Origin of the sequence: Methanosarcina barkeri MS (assembly GCF_000970025.1) — an archaeon.
Lineage (GTDB): Archaea > Halobacteriota > Methanosarcinia > Methanosarcinales > Methanosarcinaceae > Methanosarcina > Methanosarcina barkeri.
Map to the genome: position 1 here is coordinate 2,796,920 of NZ_CP009528.1, position 17,172 is coordinate 2,814,091.

Annotated in this window: 14 protein-coding genes, 1 tRNA gene and 2 pseudogenes; 13 read left to right on the plus strand and 4 right to left on the minus strand. The window is 38.0% G+C overall.

Annotated elements, in window-relative coordinates:
* The first annotated feature begins 179 nt into the window (after nucleotides 1–179).
* The 4 genes and pseudogenes from cutA to MSBRM_RS19605 form a co-directional block, all read left to right on the plus strand.
* Entirely contained in the window at nucleotides 180–470 is a 291-nt protein-coding gene (gene cutA / locus MSBRM_RS11280) for a divalent-cation tolerance protein CutA (protein ID WP_048116772.1), read from the plus strand.
* Nucleotides 471–685: 215 nt separating this feature from the next.
* A tRNA-Leu gene (locus tag MSBRM_RS11285) sits at nucleotides 686–768 on the plus strand.
* A gap of 736 nt (nucleotides 769–1,504) precedes the next feature.
* Nucleotides 1,505–2,149 carry a YggS family pyridoxal phosphate-dependent enzyme gene (locus tag MSBRM_RS11290; protein ID WP_048116770.1) on the plus strand — a complete coding sequence of 215 codons (645 nt, stop codon included), beginning with the start codon at nucleotides 1,505–1,507 and terminating at the stop codon, nucleotides 2,147–2,149.
* Between the two features lie 512 nt (nucleotides 2,150–2,661).
* Nucleotides 2,662–3,373: pseudogene (locus MSBRM_RS19605) on the plus strand (IS630 family transposase); the annotation flags it as partial.
* Between the two features lie 8 nt (nucleotides 3,374–3,381).
* Here the strand turns inward: MSBRM_RS19605 and MSBRM_RS11300 are convergent.
* The 3 genes from MSBRM_RS11300 to MSBRM_RS11310 form a co-directional block, all read right to left on the minus strand.
* Nucleotides 3,382–3,618 carry a hypothetical protein gene (locus MSBRM_RS11300; RefSeq protein WP_054865061.1) on the minus strand — a complete coding sequence of 79 codons (237 nt, stop codon included), beginning with the start codon at nucleotides 3,616–3,618 and terminating at the stop codon, nucleotides 3,382–3,384.
* 253 nt (nucleotides 3,619–3,871) lie between these two features.
* Nucleotides 3,872–4,519, minus strand: a complete 648-nt coding sequence (locus tag MSBRM_RS11305) for a DedA family protein (protein ID WP_048116764.1) — start codon at nucleotides 4,517–4,519, stop codon at nucleotides 3,872–3,874.
* A gap of 631 nt (nucleotides 4,520–5,150) precedes the next feature.
* Nucleotides 5,151–7,700, minus strand: a complete 2,550-nt coding sequence (locus MSBRM_RS11310; protein ID WP_048155766.1) for a cation-translocating P-type ATPase — start codon at nucleotides 7,698–7,700, stop codon at nucleotides 5,151–5,153.
* Nucleotides 7,701–7,986: 286 nt separating this feature from the next.
* Here MSBRM_RS11310 and MSBRM_RS21780 point away from each other — a divergent pair, with 286 nt between their 5' ends.
* The 6 genes and pseudogenes from MSBRM_RS21780 to MSBRM_RS11325 all read left to right on the plus strand — a co-directional run bounded on the left by MSBRM_RS21780 (nucleotide 7,987) and on the right by MSBRM_RS11325 (nucleotide 12,497).
* Complete coding sequence (locus tag MSBRM_RS21780; RefSeq protein WP_255361907.1) at nucleotides 7,987–8,109, plus strand: hypothetical protein; 123 nt, start codon at nucleotides 7,987–7,989, stop codon at nucleotides 8,107–8,109.
* A 24-nt stretch (nucleotides 8,110–8,133) separates the two neighbouring features.
* Complete coding sequence (locus MSBRM_RS21400) at nucleotides 8,134–8,397, plus strand: hypothetical protein (RefSeq protein ID WP_203397916.1); 264 nt, start codon at nucleotides 8,134–8,136, stop codon at nucleotides 8,395–8,397.
* Nucleotides 8,398–8,454: 57 nt separating this feature from the next.
* Nucleotides 8,455–8,871 carry an amino acid permease gene (locus MSBRM_RS21405; RefSeq protein ID WP_203397915.1) on the plus strand — a complete coding sequence of 139 codons (417 nt, stop codon included), beginning with the start codon at nucleotides 8,455–8,457 and terminating at the stop codon, nucleotides 8,869–8,871.
* Nucleotides 8,872–8,876: 5 nt separating this feature from the next.
* The gene (locus MSBRM_RS21410) at nucleotides 8,877–9,275 is read left to right on the plus strand and encodes a hypothetical protein (RefSeq protein WP_203397914.1); all 399 of its coding nucleotides are present in this window, start codon (nucleotides 8,877–8,879) and stop codon (nucleotides 9,273–9,275) included.
* A 37-nt stretch (nucleotides 9,276–9,312) separates the two neighbouring features.
* Nucleotides 9,313–9,534, plus strand: a pseudogene (locus MSBRM_RS11320) (manganese efflux pump); the annotation flags it as partial.
* Nucleotides 9,535–10,001: 467 nt separating this feature from the next.
* Entirely contained in the window at nucleotides 10,002–12,497 is a 2,496-nt protein-coding gene (locus MSBRM_RS11325; protein WP_080943704.1) for a C1 family peptidase, read from the plus strand.
* 1,044 nt (nucleotides 12,498–13,541) lie between these two features.
* Here the strand turns inward: MSBRM_RS11325 and MSBRM_RS11335 are convergent.
* Nucleotides 13,542–14,522: a bile acid:sodium symporter family protein gene (locus MSBRM_RS11335; RefSeq protein WP_275042319.1), complete on the minus strand. Its 981-nt coding sequence runs from the start codon at nucleotides 14,520–14,522 to the stop codon at nucleotides 13,542–13,544.
* 733 nt (nucleotides 14,523–15,255) lie between these two features.
* Here MSBRM_RS11335 and MSBRM_RS11340 point away from each other — a divergent pair.
* The 3 genes from MSBRM_RS11340 to MSBRM_RS20460 all read left to right on the plus strand — a co-directional run bounded on the left by MSBRM_RS11340 (nucleotide 15,256) and on the right by MSBRM_RS20460 (nucleotide 17,112).
* Complete coding sequence (locus MSBRM_RS11340) at nucleotides 15,256–15,966, plus strand: S4 domain-containing protein (RefSeq protein ID WP_048116756.1); 711 nt, start codon at nucleotides 15,256–15,258, stop codon at nucleotides 15,964–15,966.
* Nucleotides 15,890–16,813, plus strand: coding sequence for a DUF2119 domain-containing protein (locus MSBRM_RS11345; RefSeq protein ID WP_329957078.1), 924 nt, complete (start codon nucleotides 15,890–15,892; stop codon nucleotides 16,811–16,813). The genes MSBRM_RS11340 and MSBRM_RS11345 overlap by 77 nt, the downstream gene beginning before the upstream one ends.
* A 158-nt stretch (nucleotides 16,814–16,971) precedes the next feature.
* Nucleotides 16,972–17,112, plus strand: coding sequence for a hypothetical protein (locus tag MSBRM_RS20460; protein ID WP_155396440.1), 141 nt, complete (start codon nucleotides 16,972–16,974; stop codon nucleotides 17,110–17,112).
* The last annotated feature ends 60 nt before the right edge of the window (nucleotides 17,113–17,172 follow it).

Here is a 17,172-nt window from a genome sequence, read left to right on the forward strand (position 1 = left end):
AGTGAATATTTTGTTCAATAAATCAGTTTCCGTGAAGATCAGGTTTCCGTGAAGATCAAGTTTCCGTGAAGATCAGGTTTCCGTGAAGATCAAGTTTCCGTAAAGATCAGGTTTCCATGAAGATCAAGTTTCCATGAGGTGTCTGCTCATGCTTGGAATTGTGTATAACAGCTGGAAATATGGAGAACGCATCACAGATTGCAAGAGAGCTGGTTTCAAGGAGGCTTGCAGCCTGCGTGAATATGTTTCCGGTTTCTTCGGTTTACCGATGGAAGGAAGAGATTGAAGAAGATAATGAGATTGCAATGTTTGTAAAAACGGATTCTTCACGCTTTGAAGAAGTCACAAAGCTCGTAAAGTCGCTACATACGTATGAGATGCCTGCAATAGAATTTTGGGGAATTGAAGGAGAAAAGGAGTACCTTGACTGGGTTCATATAAACAGTTCAGGCGAAGGAGCCCAAAAATAAGGCAAGACTTAAAGTTTGAAGTCGGAAGGTCTGAAATCGAAAACCGAACTAAACATTGGCAATAGCTCCCGAATTTAAATTTTTACATAACTGGCTTGCTTATAGAGTTCACTTAATTTCCAAGAGACTCTAATTGTAGGATTTTGCAGAATAGTTTGTTTACAGGATTAGGTTTATATGTTAGTTCTATCGTTACCTTATTGGATTCCGTAAATGCGGGAGTAACCAAGCGGTCAACGGTGGCAGACTCAAGATCTGTTCGTGCAGACGTTCAGGGGTTCGAATCCCTTCTCCCGCACTAAATTTATTAAGATTTTTCTGTTTATGCTTAATATCTTTTCCTTAATTTCTCTAGTTCTGTTTTAATTTCAGCTGAGTTACGGCAAAGATCCAGGTCAAAAGCGATATGTTAGAGCATATTCTTGTAGGAATTTGGGCGTTCGAATCCGCTTATAGCAGTAAATTTTTTTGCCTATTCATATAAGATTTCCGACCATCTTAAAAAATACAACTGCAACATTCAAGATCTACTTTCGTTTCCTATCCTGTTTACTTGCTGAAAAAACGGCAAATTTTTATTAACTCCGCAAACTCTTGATGATAATATGATTTTCAATTCCATTTTTCTGTTACTGACTCCAGCTTACTAAATGGCTCTTCGTTGTTTTGTATGGATTGAAAATAACTGCTTAGTTATAAAGTATTAAGACCAAATCGGAAAAACGGATATTTGGAACGGTGGCACGACTCTACTCACTTACTTGCAGTGGGGTGCGTCAGCGCAACTTTGATTGATTTTATGCGAGCCTTTTAAGCTTAAAAGGTATGAGTCTCAAATTAGATTCGGAATTTTAGGAGCTAATTTGAGATCCTACTACAGAGAATACAATTTAACCGTAACTAATTTTTAGGTCTACTTAGTTTAGTTTCATATATAATATCTAATCAGATTCCATAAGACGATTACTTCGTACCAGAAACACTTATTATAAAAGAGACAAAATTCTACAAATCTCTGCATACAATGATAACATATGATCGAAGACAATGTAACCGAACTTTTAAAAGTTATACCATCTGATATAACACTTGTCGCCGCAGTAAAATACGCGTCAAAAATACAAATAGACGAAGCCATAAAAGCAGGTGTTACAGACATCGGCTTTAATCATTATCAACAGATGAAAGATTTAGCCCCATATCTTTCACCTGAGATAAAAACCCACTTTATCGGCACACTTCAGTTAAACAAGGCAAAAAAAGTAGTAAACCTAAATCCCTACTTGATAGAAAGTGTTGATTCATACAAACTTGCCGAAAAAATAAACAATGCAGCAAAAAATAAAAAAAGAATCCAGAAAATCCTCATACAAGTGAAGACAGACGATAAAAAACACACTGGATTAGAGCCCGGTGACTTCTTAAAGCTTCTAGACCAAATATCAACCCTCGAATACTTAAGTTTTGAAGGCTTGATGACAATCCCGCCAAAAAATGAAGACCCCGAAGATTCAAGAAAATACTTCAAAGAATTAAAAGACTTAAAAGACAAAGCAGAGAAGCATTTAAAAAAACATCTCCAGTATCTATCAATGGGAATGACAGACGATTATCAAATAGCAATAGAAGAGGGTGCAAGCATCGTCCGCATCGGTAGAAAAATTTTCGATGTATTATGATAACGTAGAATCTAACATAGAATCATTCTCATTTTCTACAAAATTTTGGTACGCTTTCTGTAAAACCATAATTTGGAAATGAAACAACCTTATCCGTATTCAGCGTAGCTAACACAATATCTTCAATGAATAAAAAAATATGTTTTTCAGGCATAGTGGTCCTGTAGCGCCTGATTGACTCTAAAAGATTTGAGCCTTTGCCAATTTTTCAATTAATGGTATCCTCTTCAAATTGAGTGCTTTAATCTTAAATTAAAAGCATTAAATTCCCTTTTTTAAGAAAAATTACATTTAATTACTCAGATATTTAACCTTCTAAAAGCTCCTGGTGCTCTTGTCAGGTCGTGTTTTCTAACTTTATTCTTTCAACAGTTGTTCTATTATTGTACAATTTTCCAGGCAATTTCTGGTAAATTCTTGGTATGTATTGAGCTCTAAAGTAATTCCCTTGTGGGTTCCCTTTTCTGTTATGTTTATTCTGTTATGTTTATTGATTTTTAACATATTTCATTTTACTAAAGGAAAAATATGATGTAGAATATTCACAAAAGCAAATAGGAGTAATACTACATAGTTTTAACATGTATCATTCTAAACCTTATGTTCTAGATTACCGAAAACCACAGAACGCAGAAGACATTTTACAAAAAGTTAACGGAAGCAATTCCAGAACATATTGGTCCAGATGAACAATCTGTCATAGGTTTTCTGGATGAATCTTCACCACAAACAAAAGCTAATACACAACGTTCATGGTCTTTTAAAAAATTTTTGAGGATATAAAATACTGATTATATAAAGGCAAATGCATTTGCCTTTTATTCACTTAATGGAAATAATCTTATTGAATTCAAGAATTGTTCAAAGGCAGAAAACGTATGTGAATTTCTGGAAAAAATAGTGGAAGAAAACAAAGGAAAAATAGTTGTGCTTATACTTGACAATTCAAAAACACATCACTCAATAAAAACAGTAACAAAAGCCAAAGAATTAGGGATTATACTTGTGTTTCTACCACCATATTCACCAGATCTAAATCCTGTAGAATATGTATGGAAAACGATAAAAAGAAAAGTATCTGTCACATTTGTTCAATCTAAACAACATTTAAGAAACATCATCAAAAAAGAGTTTATCAGAGTAGAAAACTCAGAAAACTCATTGTCATTTGCAAAGAGATGGATGGAAACTTTCCATCAGCAAATAAAAAGTGTAATTTGTTAAGTAAGGAACTATAGATTGTAGTCAATACAGTAGAGAACCTGCTGCCAGCGGACTGAAAATAAGTATACACTCAGCAAGTATACCAAGATCGCTAGAAAAACATAACGTAGCTTTGTTTCTCTGAGTGTTCCCAGTATTTCTTCCAGAACAGGTATGATCTCTATCCAGTAACTGCGGACAAGATATACACCTGCTGCGAGCAGTAAAAGGGTCACGATGATTTTTATCAAAGTTCCCATCCTCAAAGAAATACCCCACAAAGGCTCTGCGTCACTTTTCTAGAAACAGTTTTTCTATTTAGATCTCCTACTCTGAATTTACTTTTAGAACCTTGCGCTTTTAATAGACAACCAAACTTCTGGCTATTCAAGCCAACCGAATTTTCAACCGAATTTCTGACTATGCAAGCACTCTTGAGAGTCTTGATAATAACGAAGGAATTTTGGGCATCTTGAAGGATATCTCGAAGATCTTTACTCTATCATACTCTTCACTCTATCATGTGCCTTTTGGGTCACGTTTGCTCTGAATATACGCAATAATGCCTGGAAGTAACGAAACAAGAATTATTCCAGGTATTAAAAAGCTTAAGTTATCCTTTACAACTAGCAAGTTCCCAAAAAAGTATCCTCCAAAAAGGAATGAAGTTACCCATAAAACTCCCCCGATGGTATCATAGCTAACGAATGTCAAATAAGGCATTGTTCCAATCCCTGCTACAAACGGTGCAAATGTACGGATAACAGGGATAAAACGGGCCATAATTATCGTTTTTACCCCATACTTTTTAAAGAATAAGTGTGTACGGTCAAGCTGCTCCTTTTTAATAAACCGTATATTTTCACGATTTGTTGCTCGATTTCCTAAGAAATGACCTGTGTGATAATTGACATTATCTCCTGCAATAGCTGCAAGACATAGCACAATAAGTAGAATAAATAAATTAAACGAGCCACTGGCAGCCAGAGCTCCGGTTGCAAATATGAGAGAATCACCTGGTAAGAAAGGAGCTATCACCAGACCTGTCTCACAAAAGATGATAGCGAACAATAATAAATACGTTAATAAACCGTATTCGTTTGTTATTTCTCTTAAGTGGGCATCCAGATGCAAGAATATATCGATAAAATAGCTTTGATCTGCCATGTCAATACTTCTCTATTGATATGCTTCTTTTATTATTGGCTAAAATAATTTATTAGTCAAAATAATTTATTGGCTAAAATAATTTCTCAGTTTCATATAAGTATTTATTATAACTACTGGACATATTTTACTACTGCACTCCAAAAACGAAAAATTCCTTAACTTTGAGCTTTCGGAAATTCCTTAACTTTGAGCTTTCGGAATATACTGAGGATTCAGAAACCTCAGTTCAAGAATTACTAATATGTCTTAAATAATTTGACAATCCAGCCAGAAACAGAGGCTTTTCAAAAGTCTCTATAAACGTAGAGAGTTTTCATACTTTCTGGACCATTGAAGTTTATATTCTCATTCAAACTGAGTGCCGAAACCAATTAGGATCCCAATCAGGATCCAGAAAATAATTAAATATGTTTAAATATGTTATATTTTATAAAGTTATGCTTTTTAACTTATACAGAGCCACTTTTCCATCAGATCCGAATAATCACCCATCAAATTTGAGTAGGTACCCATTCAATTTGAACAGATACCTATCCAGTTTGAACAGGAACACTTATTTTTCAGTACTTACCTCTCCAGGTTTGGCAGATATTATTACTGTCAGATTATTACTGTCAGATTATTACTGTCAGATATTATTGTTTATTTGGCTTTTGAGCAATCTGAGCCACGCAATACTTAGAGTCCCCACCAAACATACGATTAGCAAGTCATCACCGTGCAGCAGTGAGAACCGAAACATACTTCTTAAAGCCGGCACATACAAAACCAGAACTAAACCTGAAAGTGCTCCGACCAGCACATATCTCAAGGCTTTGTTCTCGGAAGACAGCGTTTTGATGAGGCTCTGGGACCAGGAAAGATTTGCCACAATTAAAGTCAGGTTTGCGATTACAAGTGTCGCAAAGGTAAGTGTGCGTGCATCCGCTTCGCCCTTGCCCATATGTAAGGCATACAGGAAAACAGCAATCACTCCCGCAAGCATACTTATTCCCTGTACCAGACTGAGAGCCAGATTTTTTCTTCCGAACATTCTTTCCTGCAAATTTCGAGGCGATCTGTTCATTATATTTTTCTCTTCGGGTTCAGCCTCAAAGACTGTTGAGCAGGCAGGGTCAATTATCAATTCCAGAAATGCTATGTGTGCAGGCAAAAGGACAAGAGGCAAATTAAATAATATAGGGAACAGAGCGAGTCCTGCAATAGGCATGTGGACTGAAAATATATACCCTATTGCTTTCTTGAGATTATCGAAAATCCGCCTTCCAATCCTGACGGCTGCAACTATGGAAAAAAAATCATCGTTCAGAAGAACAATCGATGCAGACTCACGAGCTACATCCGTGCCCCTTTCCCCCATCGCAATTCCAATATGAGCCGATTTCAGAGCAGGAGCATCGTTAACCCCATCTCCTGTCATTGCAACAACTTCCCCGTTTTGTTTTAAAGCATTTACAATTGTCAGTTTTTGTTCGGGCACAACCCTGGCAAAGATGTTTGTTACTTTTATTTTCTCAGAAAGTTCCTGTTGATCCATATTTGCCAATTCAGGACCGGTAATATATTTATCTGGATTTTCTAGACCTATCTGCCTGGCAATATGCTGAGCTGTACCTGGATAATCTCCGGTAATCATAATGACTCTTATTCCGGCTTTATAACACTCCTTTATTGATTGGGCGACGGATGGCCGGACAGGATCAACAAATCCCAGCAGTCCTATAAATTCGAACTCAAAATCGTGCTGTTTTTCAGGCAAAGAGTCATCCTGAAAACTGGCTTTGGCCACACCCAGAAGCCTCAAACCCCGGTTTGCCATCTCCTGGACATGAGCTGATAACTCTTCTTTTTCGGCTTCACTCAGATGGCACAGGTCAAAAATTGCTTCGGGTGCGCCTTTTGTAGCGATAACGTATTTTCCGGAATCTGGGGATTTCCATACGTTTGAAAGTGCAAGCAGGTTTTTTGAGAGAGGGTACTCCCTGACAGTTTTCCACTCTTCGTGGATATGTTCGGTATTAGAAAGAAATTTTTCAGTGTTTCTTTTTATCTCTTTCTCAAGAGGATCAAAAGGATCCCGCTGGCTTGCCAGGTATCCAAACTCAAGCAATTCATGGAACTTCTCAAGCAGGCATTTATTTTTCTCGAGTTCACAATACTCGCCTTTAGAAAATAAGGAGTTCAAAATCATCCGGTTTAAGGTTAAAGTCCCTGTTTTATCCACGCAAAGTACGGTTGAAGCCCCGAGCGTCTCAATTGCAGGCATCCGTCGTACTAACACATTTCTTTTGGACAAACGCCAGACTCCCATACTCAGGAATATCAATAAAACTACTGAGAACTCTTCGGGAAGGAGGGCCATGCTCAAACTCAGTCCCGCAAGCAGACCGTGCAGCCAATCTCCTCTGGTCAAACCATAGACTATAACTACAACTGCGCAGAGTATTCCTCCAAAAATAGCAAAGGTCTTTATAATTTGTGCGGTTTCTTTTTTGAGTAGAGAATCTTCTTCGGCTATCGTCCCCAGAGCTTTTCCGATTTTTCCCATTTCAGTATGTATTCCGGTTTCGCTTACCTGGGCTACTCCATGACCCTGAATTACCAGGGTTCCTGAATATACAAATGGGAGATCGTCTCCTCCGAGCTGCTCAGGTTTCAAGGAGTGAGTTAAGCCAGTAGATTCGCATTTTCTAACAGCCAGTGATTCGCCTGTGAGTAAGGATTCATCTACCAGAAGATTTGTACTGGAGAGCACAACTCCATCTGCCGGGATGCGGTCTCCTTCTCTCAAAATTATGATATCTCCCTTAACGACTTCTCTCCCTGGAATTCTTTTCTGTTCCCCGCCTCTTATCACAAGAGCTCTTGGGCTTGAAAGATTTTTTAAAGCCTCTAAGGCTCTTTCGGTCTTTATTTCCTGATTAAATGTTATACCCACAACCACGAAAACGAAAACTAGCAGTATAAAAGCATCTCTAACTTCCCCAAGAAATAGATAAATCGTACCTGCAATTAAAAGGAGAAGCAACATCGGTTCTTTAAGGACATTCAGAAAGATAGAAAAAAGGCTCTGTTTCTTCTGGGACGGCAGCTCATTATAGCCTTCGTTCTTAAGTATCGCAGCGGCCTCTTCTTCTGAAAGCCCAGTTATATTCTCCAGATCGAATGTTGTTTCCATATTTTTTCATACCTATTGTCATATCCTTTATGTTCACGATTCCTTATAGTTTTGAAATGCTTAGCTGGAAACAGTAATTATTTTATAAATTATTAAAGAGATTTTTAAAAGTTTAAAAGTAAATATATCTCGGTTTTATCATATAAGGCTATCCAGAAACTAATATAGAAACTAATATTATACTTATATTACAAATTTAACATTATATCTTTTCATGAAAGTGATGACATTCAAAAGAATCTCAGTGGACTGGTTTTAAACAGAGAAATTTTAAATTTGGAGTTTTATGACTGGGACCAGATCGATGGGGCTCTATGCTGCGGCTTCAATAGGTGTCGGAAGTATGATTGGAGCCGGGATATTTTCTATTTTCAGGACAGCTGTTCAGATTTCAGGAAATGCAGTATAGATTCTTTTATCATTGCAGGAGTAGTTGCATTTAAATGCTTATTCCTACGCAAAAATTGGGGTTAGATACCAATCTACTGGAGGGCCTGTAGAATTTATTCTAAAAGGGTTCGGAGATGGAGTTTTAAGTGGAGAGCTTAATCTTTTGCTCTGGATAAGCTACATCTTCGCACTTGCTCTTTATTCAAAAGGTTTCTCTTCTTATGCAGTAATCTTCCTGCCTCCAGGCTCAGCGCAGGTATGGGATAAGATTTTTGCAAATACAATTATCCTGATTTACGGCAATTAATTTTATAGGAGCTAAAGCCGTAGGAAAATCCGAACTATTTATAGTTTCGATAAAGTTTTGTATATTGCTACTCTTTGCGACTGCAGGTATTGCTTACATAAATATACTGGAAATCTCTCGGCTTCTGCATGGCCAGACTCCATAAGTATTCTCTTTGGGGTTGGAGTTATATTTCTTGCATATCAGGGGTTTGGACTGATAACCAATGCTGCGGAAGACATTATAAATCCAGAAACCAATCTTCTAAGAGCAATTTATCTGAGTATTGCACTTGTCGTTATTATCTACGCATCAGTTAGCCTTGCAGTAGTTGGGAACCTCTCAACCTTTGAGATCGAAAAGTCAAAAGACTATGCACTTGCAGCTGCAGCAAAACCTTTTCTAGGAGTTCTGGGTTTCAAGGTTATGGCTTTCGCCGCTCTAATTTCAACTTCTTCTGCGATAAACGCTTCTCTTTACGGGGAGCAAACATAAGTTATTTGCTTGCAAAAGAAGGACGTTTGCCTTTATTTTTTGAGGGAAAAATCTGGAAAAGGGGAACGGAAGAACTTTTGATTACATCCGGTTTTGTGATACTCATGGCTAACTTCCTTTCTCTGGATGGACTAGGTATGCTCACAAGTACCTCCCTGCTTATAATTTATGTAGCCGTTAATACTTCTCATCTGCATCTTTTAAAAGAAACCGGAGCGAAACGCTGGGTAATTTTGGCTTCACTTCTAAGTAGCTTGATTTTCTTTGGAGTGTTAGTTTATTATGAATTTGTGAATTCGAAACTAACTCTGGAACTGCTTTTAATCACACTTCTCTGCTGCTTCTGTATTGAATGGGCTTACAGAAAATTAGTAGGCAGATCGATAAAAGACAGGGCAGAATAAATTTTCGGTCAGCGATACCTAAAATTTTTTTGGGGGCTTTCAAGCTTTAATGATAATATTGGGCTGGTTTGGAAGAAGTGCAATGAGTGGCTTCGTTTCCGAATATGCTTTCTGGATTGCCTCTGGTCTTCTGATTTTTATTGGAGCCAGGGTGATTTATAGGAATCTTCATGGCAGCAAACAGAGAAAGATAGGCTTCCTGGATTTAGTCTGTTTGAACTGGCTAATTTATTACCCAAACTGCACGGCATATGATTAATTAACCATTTTTTAAGTAATGTCTAGATTTCAAGACAATCTTTTTTTCATCCGAAAAATGGACTCTGTTCCAAAATCTAGTGATTTTTGCATTTCTTGATTGAAAATCTGAATTAGCAAGCTGAATTAGCAAGAAGAATCCGGTTTTCGTCAAAATCAATATTCGATATCTAAAAACTTTAATCTCGAAATTGTATCACAAGGATTGGGCCCAACTACAAAATCTAATGATTTTGGATTTTACATTTATCACTAGATTTTGGTATTAAGTTAAATAAGTCATAAAGACTATATAACGAAAATTGTTTTATTATTTTACTCATTAATCGAAATAATTAGAATATTTATGAAAATTATAATCGAAATTTTTGAAACATTAATTTGATGGGTGATATATGCAGGAAAGTTTGCATATTAAAATATTTAATATTATAAAATAACGTAAATAATATAGGTAAGGCTCTAATCATGACTAAAAAATGCAATACAAAAAATAATTTAAATGTAAAAAAAAGGGTAGTAATCCTCAGCGGACTTCTTGTCCTGCTTTTGAGTATAGGCTCATCTATAGCAATAGCTGATACGAACTTATCAGATAATAACAAAGTTTCACAGCTTGCATTTGCGCCAAAAAACCCTGATTTTGTAAAGTATCAACAGGAAAAAATTTCCAGTCAACCATCTATTAACGGACACAAAACGGGTTTATTCCCCACAATTGTGGATCTTAGTCATCTCCGTACTGTTTCTGGCAGTACAGTATCTTATCCAGCTAGATATGACCTCAGGACACTGAACAAAGTCACTCCTGTGAAAGATCAGGGTAAAGCAGGAACTTGCTGGACATTTGCAACCTACGGGTCTTTAGAATCATATTTAATGCCTGGAAAAAGCTGGGATTTTTCAGAAAATAATCTTAAAAACGTGCTTTCCAGTGATGCCCCAGAAGGGTTTGATTATTCAGATGGGGGAAATATACTTATGTCTACTGCTTACCTGGCTCGGTGGAGTGGACCCGTGAAGGAAAGTAATGACCCATATAGTGATTCATCAGTATATTCATCAGATGAACTCAGACTTCCTGTATACCAACATGTACAGAATGTTTTAGTCCTTCCTGGCAGGCAGGGATCTAAGGACAACAACGAAATAAAATCTGCAATTGAAAAATACGGAGCTGTCGATACAGGTATATATACTGGTGGTGACGACTTTGACGATTGCTATTCTAATGATACAAATAGTTTTTACTATGATGGATCTTCGTACTCTGACCATGCTGTAACTATTGTGGGTTGGGACGATTCATATGATAAGAATAACTTTACCCATGTTCCGCCCGGAAATGGCGCGTTTATCGTGAAAAATAGTTGGGGTACAGGTTTTGGTGAAAACGGATATTTTTATGTTTCGTATTATGACTCCAATATAGGCAATACAAACGCTGTCTTCACGGCAGAAAATACTGACAATTATAAAAATATCTATCAGTATGACCCACTTGGATGGGTCACAGATTGCGGCAAAGAAGACACTTCTACTACCTTATGGGGTGCAAATATCTTCACTGCAAAATCCGATGAGGTCCTCAAAGCCGTAAGTTTCTATACTACAGACTCAAACTGCAAATATATCCTTTATATATATACTGACGTTTCGTCCAGCCCTGTAACTCAAGCCGGCCCGGTTATTTCAAAGAGCGGGAAAATCCCTTATGCAGGCTATCACACGATTCCTCTGGATTCCAAAGTTAATCTCAAAGCCGGTCAAAAGTTCTCAGTAGTCCTGAAGCTTACGACCTCTGGATATGGTTATCCGATTGCTTTAGAAATGCCATCCTCAGGCTACAGTAGTAAAGCAACAGCAAATGCTGGAGAGAGTTTTATTAGTTCTGATGGACAAACCTGGGGCGACATAACGACATATGCTACAGATGCGAATGTATGTATTAAGGCCTTCACCACAACAGGAAGTACATCTCCTGTAGCAGATTTCTCTGCGAACCCTACCTCTGGAAATGCTCCACTGAAGGTAACATTTGCTGATAAGAGTACAGGCTCACCTACTTCATGGAAATGGGACTTTGGAGATGGATCAAAGTCATACGTCCAGAATCCAACTCACAAGTATTCAAAGGCAGGAGTATATACTGTTAGTTTAACAGCAAAGAATACTAAAGGCAGTAACACGGTAACAAAAAAAGGCTATATAAAAGTGGTAACAAAACCAGTTGCTGCATTCTCTGCATCTCCTACCTCCGGAAAAACACCATTAAAGGTTACCTTTACTGACAAAAGCACTGGCACCCCAACTTCCTGGTTCTGGAACTTTGGAGATGGGTCAAAGTCATACCTCCAGAACCCAACTCACAAGTATTCAAAAGCAGGAACATATACTGTTAGCTTAATAGTAAAGAATGCGGCAGGACGTAACTCGGTAACAAAAACAAAATATATAAAAGTGATAACAAAACCAGTTGCTGCATTCTCTGCATCTCCTACCTCTGGAAAAACACCATTAAAGGTTACCTTTACTGACAAAAGCACAGGAACACCTGCTGCATGGAAATGGGACTTTGGAGACGGGTCAAAGTCATACCACCAGAATCCGGTTCACAAGTATTCAAAGGCAGGAACATATACTGTTAGCTTAACAGTAAAGAATGCGGCAGGGCGTAACTCGGTAACAAAAACAAAATATATAAAAGTTGTAACAAAACCAGTTGCTGCCTTTTCAGCCTCTCCTACTTCAGGAAAGTCTCCACTGAATGTAAAATTTACTGACAAAAGCACAGGAACACTTGCTGCATGGAAATGGGACTTTGGAGACGGATCAAAGTCATTCGCTAAGAATCCGGTTCACAAGTATTCAAAAGCAGGAACATATACTGTCAGTTTAACAGTAAAGAATACTGCTGGCATTAATACTAAAACCATTTCAGGATATATTACAGTAAAAAAGTAATGAGCTCCTTAGTTAAAAAGTAAAACGGATCAAGTAGAAAGAGGAGTGGGGAGTTTTTTATAACTCTTTGTGTGTCCTCTTCAAATTGAGTGAAAAGCTCTCAACTTTCAATTTTCACTCAATGAACTTTTTTCTCTGATGAGTTGAGCCAGAGATGGCATCTCAAATGTACTGCCGACTCTATCACATATGTACTAATATGCACTTACACCTAGTTTCTTTGCTGTCTGAACAATCATCATGTCTGAACAATCGTCATAAATGTGTCATTTGTCTTTGTTACTTCCTCTGTTATGGTTTGAAAGTTCACATCCCATTTTCTGACCTTTGCTCTCGCCGCCAGTTCCGCTACATAACAATGCAGCGGAAACTCTAGTAAAATCAGTATATTCAATAAATGTTTCTTGTTCTCCTTCATCTTAGCTATTCTTTCATCCAGTTGTTCATATCCTGATTTGGTGGAAAACAACTGATCAAACGTGATGGATAATTGATCCGCTATCTCTGAACCCGGGTTTATTCTAAACTCACAAGTTCACCATAAAAGTCCCAGTAAATCGTATAAAGGATAATATGCAGCTTTACTTTTATAATTAATTTTTATAAAACAGATATAGGCTGAAAGGAATGTGCATGAAGCCTGTATACTGACTGAAAGTGGAGAACAAAGTGGAAACTTTATTAGAATTAAGAATTCAAAAAGTAGCATTCAGAAGTTTAGGGAAAGTGTAGAATCAGTTTCAAGAGAATTAAATTCGCTGGCCATTGGTTAAGAAATTTTCTTTCCTGAAAACTATCAATTTTGCATTAGAAACCTGCCTTAAATTTTGGCCTGTTTACATGAAATCAATACCACGTTTCGCCACATAATCTATTATAATATTTAATAAATGTTGTGGAACTGAAGACAATTTATCACGATTTCTCACTTAACCAAAGACGCATGTAAGAAAATTAGATGAATACAGGAAAAATCCTGGGAACTTATGTGAGATCACCAGATTTTTCCTGCTTCCCAACCTCTTTTTGTGAAATCTCCAGATTTCACCCCAATTTCTTACTATGGATGCCCTTTTTGGAAGGCACCTTACTTTCATCAGGAACGGATATACTCTTTTTTGACCAGTGTCCTGCAAGGAAAGCTCCGGACAGGTTGTGCCATATACTAAATATCGCACCCGGAAGCGCGGCTGCTGCTGTGAAATGTTTTATCGCAAGAGCGACGCTAAGGCCGGAATTTTGCATTCCAACCTCTATTGCAATAGTCCTTGCTTCGGTCTCGCTGAACCCCAGGGCCTTTGAAACCCCATAACCACCTGCAAGGCCAAGCCCATTATGCAGGATCACTGCAAGCAGTACCAGCGGGCCGCTCTTTCCAAGATTCGCACTGTTTGTCCCTATAATCACCGCGATGATAATTACTATGGCTGCGGCTGAGATTGCCGGAAAGACATCCTTCACTGCGTTTATCTTTTTTTCAAAGAAGTAGTTGATTGCAAGCCCGAGCACAACAGGCACAATTACCACCTTTACAACGCTCACAAGCATACCCATGACATCGACTTCCACGGTCTGACCTATAAGAACCCAAGTAAGGAAAGGCGTTGCTAGAAAAGCGAGAAGGGTAGAAACCGAGGTAAGCACTATTGAAAGAGCCACGTCGGCTTTCGCTAGATAAGATATCACATTCGAAGCCGTACCGCCCGGACAGCAGCCCAGCAGGATCACGCCCGCAGCCAGATCAGGTGGAAGCTTCAGAACCAGGCAAACTATCCAGGCTGCAAGCGGCATAACTGTGTACTGCATCAAGGTGCCTAGGATGACTGCTGAAGGTCTCTTCAATACTGCAAGGAAACTGTCCACCGAGAGAGTGATACCCATCCCAAGCATAATAAGGCTTAGAAAAGGTACAATAAGTCCCTGATGGGGAGCAAAGTACTCAGGATAAACATATGCAACAGCAGATAAGAGAACCGCCCAGAGGGGAAACAGAGACGTAAATTTTTGAAGTATTTTTTGATACACTATCTCACCAGATTTGCAGGATGGAGCCGCATGCCTGAAGCATAAGCATTAGAGGTTAGTTAAGTAAGTTCAATAAATTAAGTAAGTTCAATAAATTAAGTAAGTTCAATAAATTAAGTAAGTTCAATAAATTAAGTAAGTTCAATAAATTACTAAGTTCAATAAATTAAACTCGTACAATTAATATGATTTATAAACAGGACTTTATGCACACTTCATTTTTAGAAATGCTTTGTGTTGAAAAGTACTTTTTTTCAAAAGTACCTCGTTTTAAAAAGTACCTTTTTTGAAAAAAATACCTTTTATTGAAATAAAGACCTGAATATAAGCCTTAATTACAAAGTAAATAAAAAATTATTGTTTAAAAATATATCTATTTCTTTACAATAGATACTGAAACTGTATATAATTTCGAAGCTCTGTACGTGCCCTGCTCTTAAACCTCGTATATAATCGAACACATAAATGACAAATGTACCGGGTATAAGATTTTTACCTGTTCATCATCAACTCAGGACATAAAATAGTCTTCAGTTTGAACATTAAACTAAAACCACTATCTTATTTCAGCTTTAATGCGGCTATTCTGAGAACTGTTAATATAGGAAAAATGACTTTTTTATTTTTAAAAATTAGAACAACTGCCAGGATTTCCCAGAATTGAATATTCCAACATTCACCGACTTGCTATCTATACTATCTATATATACAGGCTCTGCCGATACAATGTCCCATGAGACTGGATGCATACCTTGTAGATATGGGCTATTTTAAATCAAGGGGACGAGCCAAGTCGGCTATCCTTGCCGGAAATGTTAAGGTAAACGGCGCGGCAGTAACAAAAGCCTCCAAAGATGTGTCTACTGATGATATAATAGAAGTTACTGAGGGCCTTGACCAGCCTCAGGGCTATTTCAAACTCAAGCTTATTCAGGAGGAAAGTGGAATTCTTAAGCCTGGAGATAAAGTGCTTGACCTTGGCTCCAGCGCAGGCGGCTTTCTTCTTTTTGCCTCGGAAATTGTAGGCCATATAAAAGGCATAGAATTCAGCAAGGACTTCAGGAGCGAACTTGGAAAAATTGCATATGAAAAGGAAAATGTTGAGGTAATATTCGGAGATGTCTTCACCATACCCCTGAATTTGCTTTCAGAAGAACCCGTGGATGTGATTCTTTCGGATATGACCCTGGAACCTGAGGACTCAATCAAGGCTCTTTCGAGAGTGCTGCCTCTGCTGAAACCCGAAGGAAAGCTGCTTCAGGTCATCAAAATTCCTAAAAAGAAGAACCCAAAACCGATCCTGAGTAAAATAGAGAACCTTGGACTTGAAATTCAGCAGGTTATCAATCCCAAAAAACAGGAAATTTATGTGGTCACAAGAAAATCCCTGCCCGAAAAGAAAGAGCCACTCACAGAAGCTCAGCCCGAAAAAAATGAGTTTTGAGGCCTCAAAACTGATGAATACTGACAGGATAGAAAATTCATGTGGAATAGAGAAGTCTGAAGCAATAGAGAATTCAGGCGGAATAGAGAAATCTGAAGCAATAGAGAATTCTAAAGCAACAAAGAGTTCTGAAACAATAAAGAGTTCTGAAACAATAAAGAGTTCTGAAACAATAGAAAATTCTAAAGGAAAAGAGAGTTCAAGGGATTCTTTTTTCAGCAACCACGAATGCACAGAAATGCGATCAGATTCGTATCCTGATGCCAGAATGAAAATTTACGGCCACGAAAGACCAGTTCGACTCTTTGTTGCAGGCCTTCACGGAGATGAATGGAAAGATACGACTGGACTTCTGAAAGGCATTAAACCTCCAAAAACCGGTTCTCTGGCTCTGATTCCACTTGTAGACTGCGGGAAGTACATTTCAACCCTGAACCCGGATTACTATCCCGAAACCGGAAAAAAGATCATCAGGGCGATTGAAGAATTAAAGCCCGAAATTTACATTGAGCTTCATTCCTATTCCGGTGAAAATCTTGAAAAACTGGCCGGAAAGCACAGACTCGAACTCATAGGAGTGCCTGCTTACAGCATCCTCAAAGAAGGAGTACTACTTGGTTCTGTTTCTCCCTGGGTTAGAAGAAAGTATTTTCCAAAAGAGGCTCTTTGCCTTTCTTTTGAACTCCGAAAAGGAAGTATGGAATCAAGAAAATTTGCCGCCCGTATGCTTGAGGTTCTTAAGGAAATTCAATCAAGGGACGAATTCATTGAATATATGAAAAAAGAATATCCTGCTCAGGCGAAAAAGGCAATGGAAGATTACCTGCGGTTTTACGGAGAAATCTGAATCTCTTTGATTCTGTTCAGATCCTTATGATACCAGGAAATCTCTTGCCGGACCTCCTGCTTGTCATATCTGGTCTTATCAAGTTCTAGCCTCTAAATCATTATATATACATAATTCTTCTACTTTTGCCCGTAAGCCCGTAGGGGACACCAACTGTTTTGACTCAAACGTGGCTTCACACGGTTGCAGATTCCAAATCCTGTCCACTGATCATACCTATAAGTTCGATAGTGTGGATTGGTGTTGAGTATGATGTTATTTGTGATGATGTTTTACTCATTCCCGAAGAAATCCATTAAAACAAGAATTGAAACCGTAGGTCAACGCTGTCTGAAAGCTTTCCTGCTGAACAGACAAAA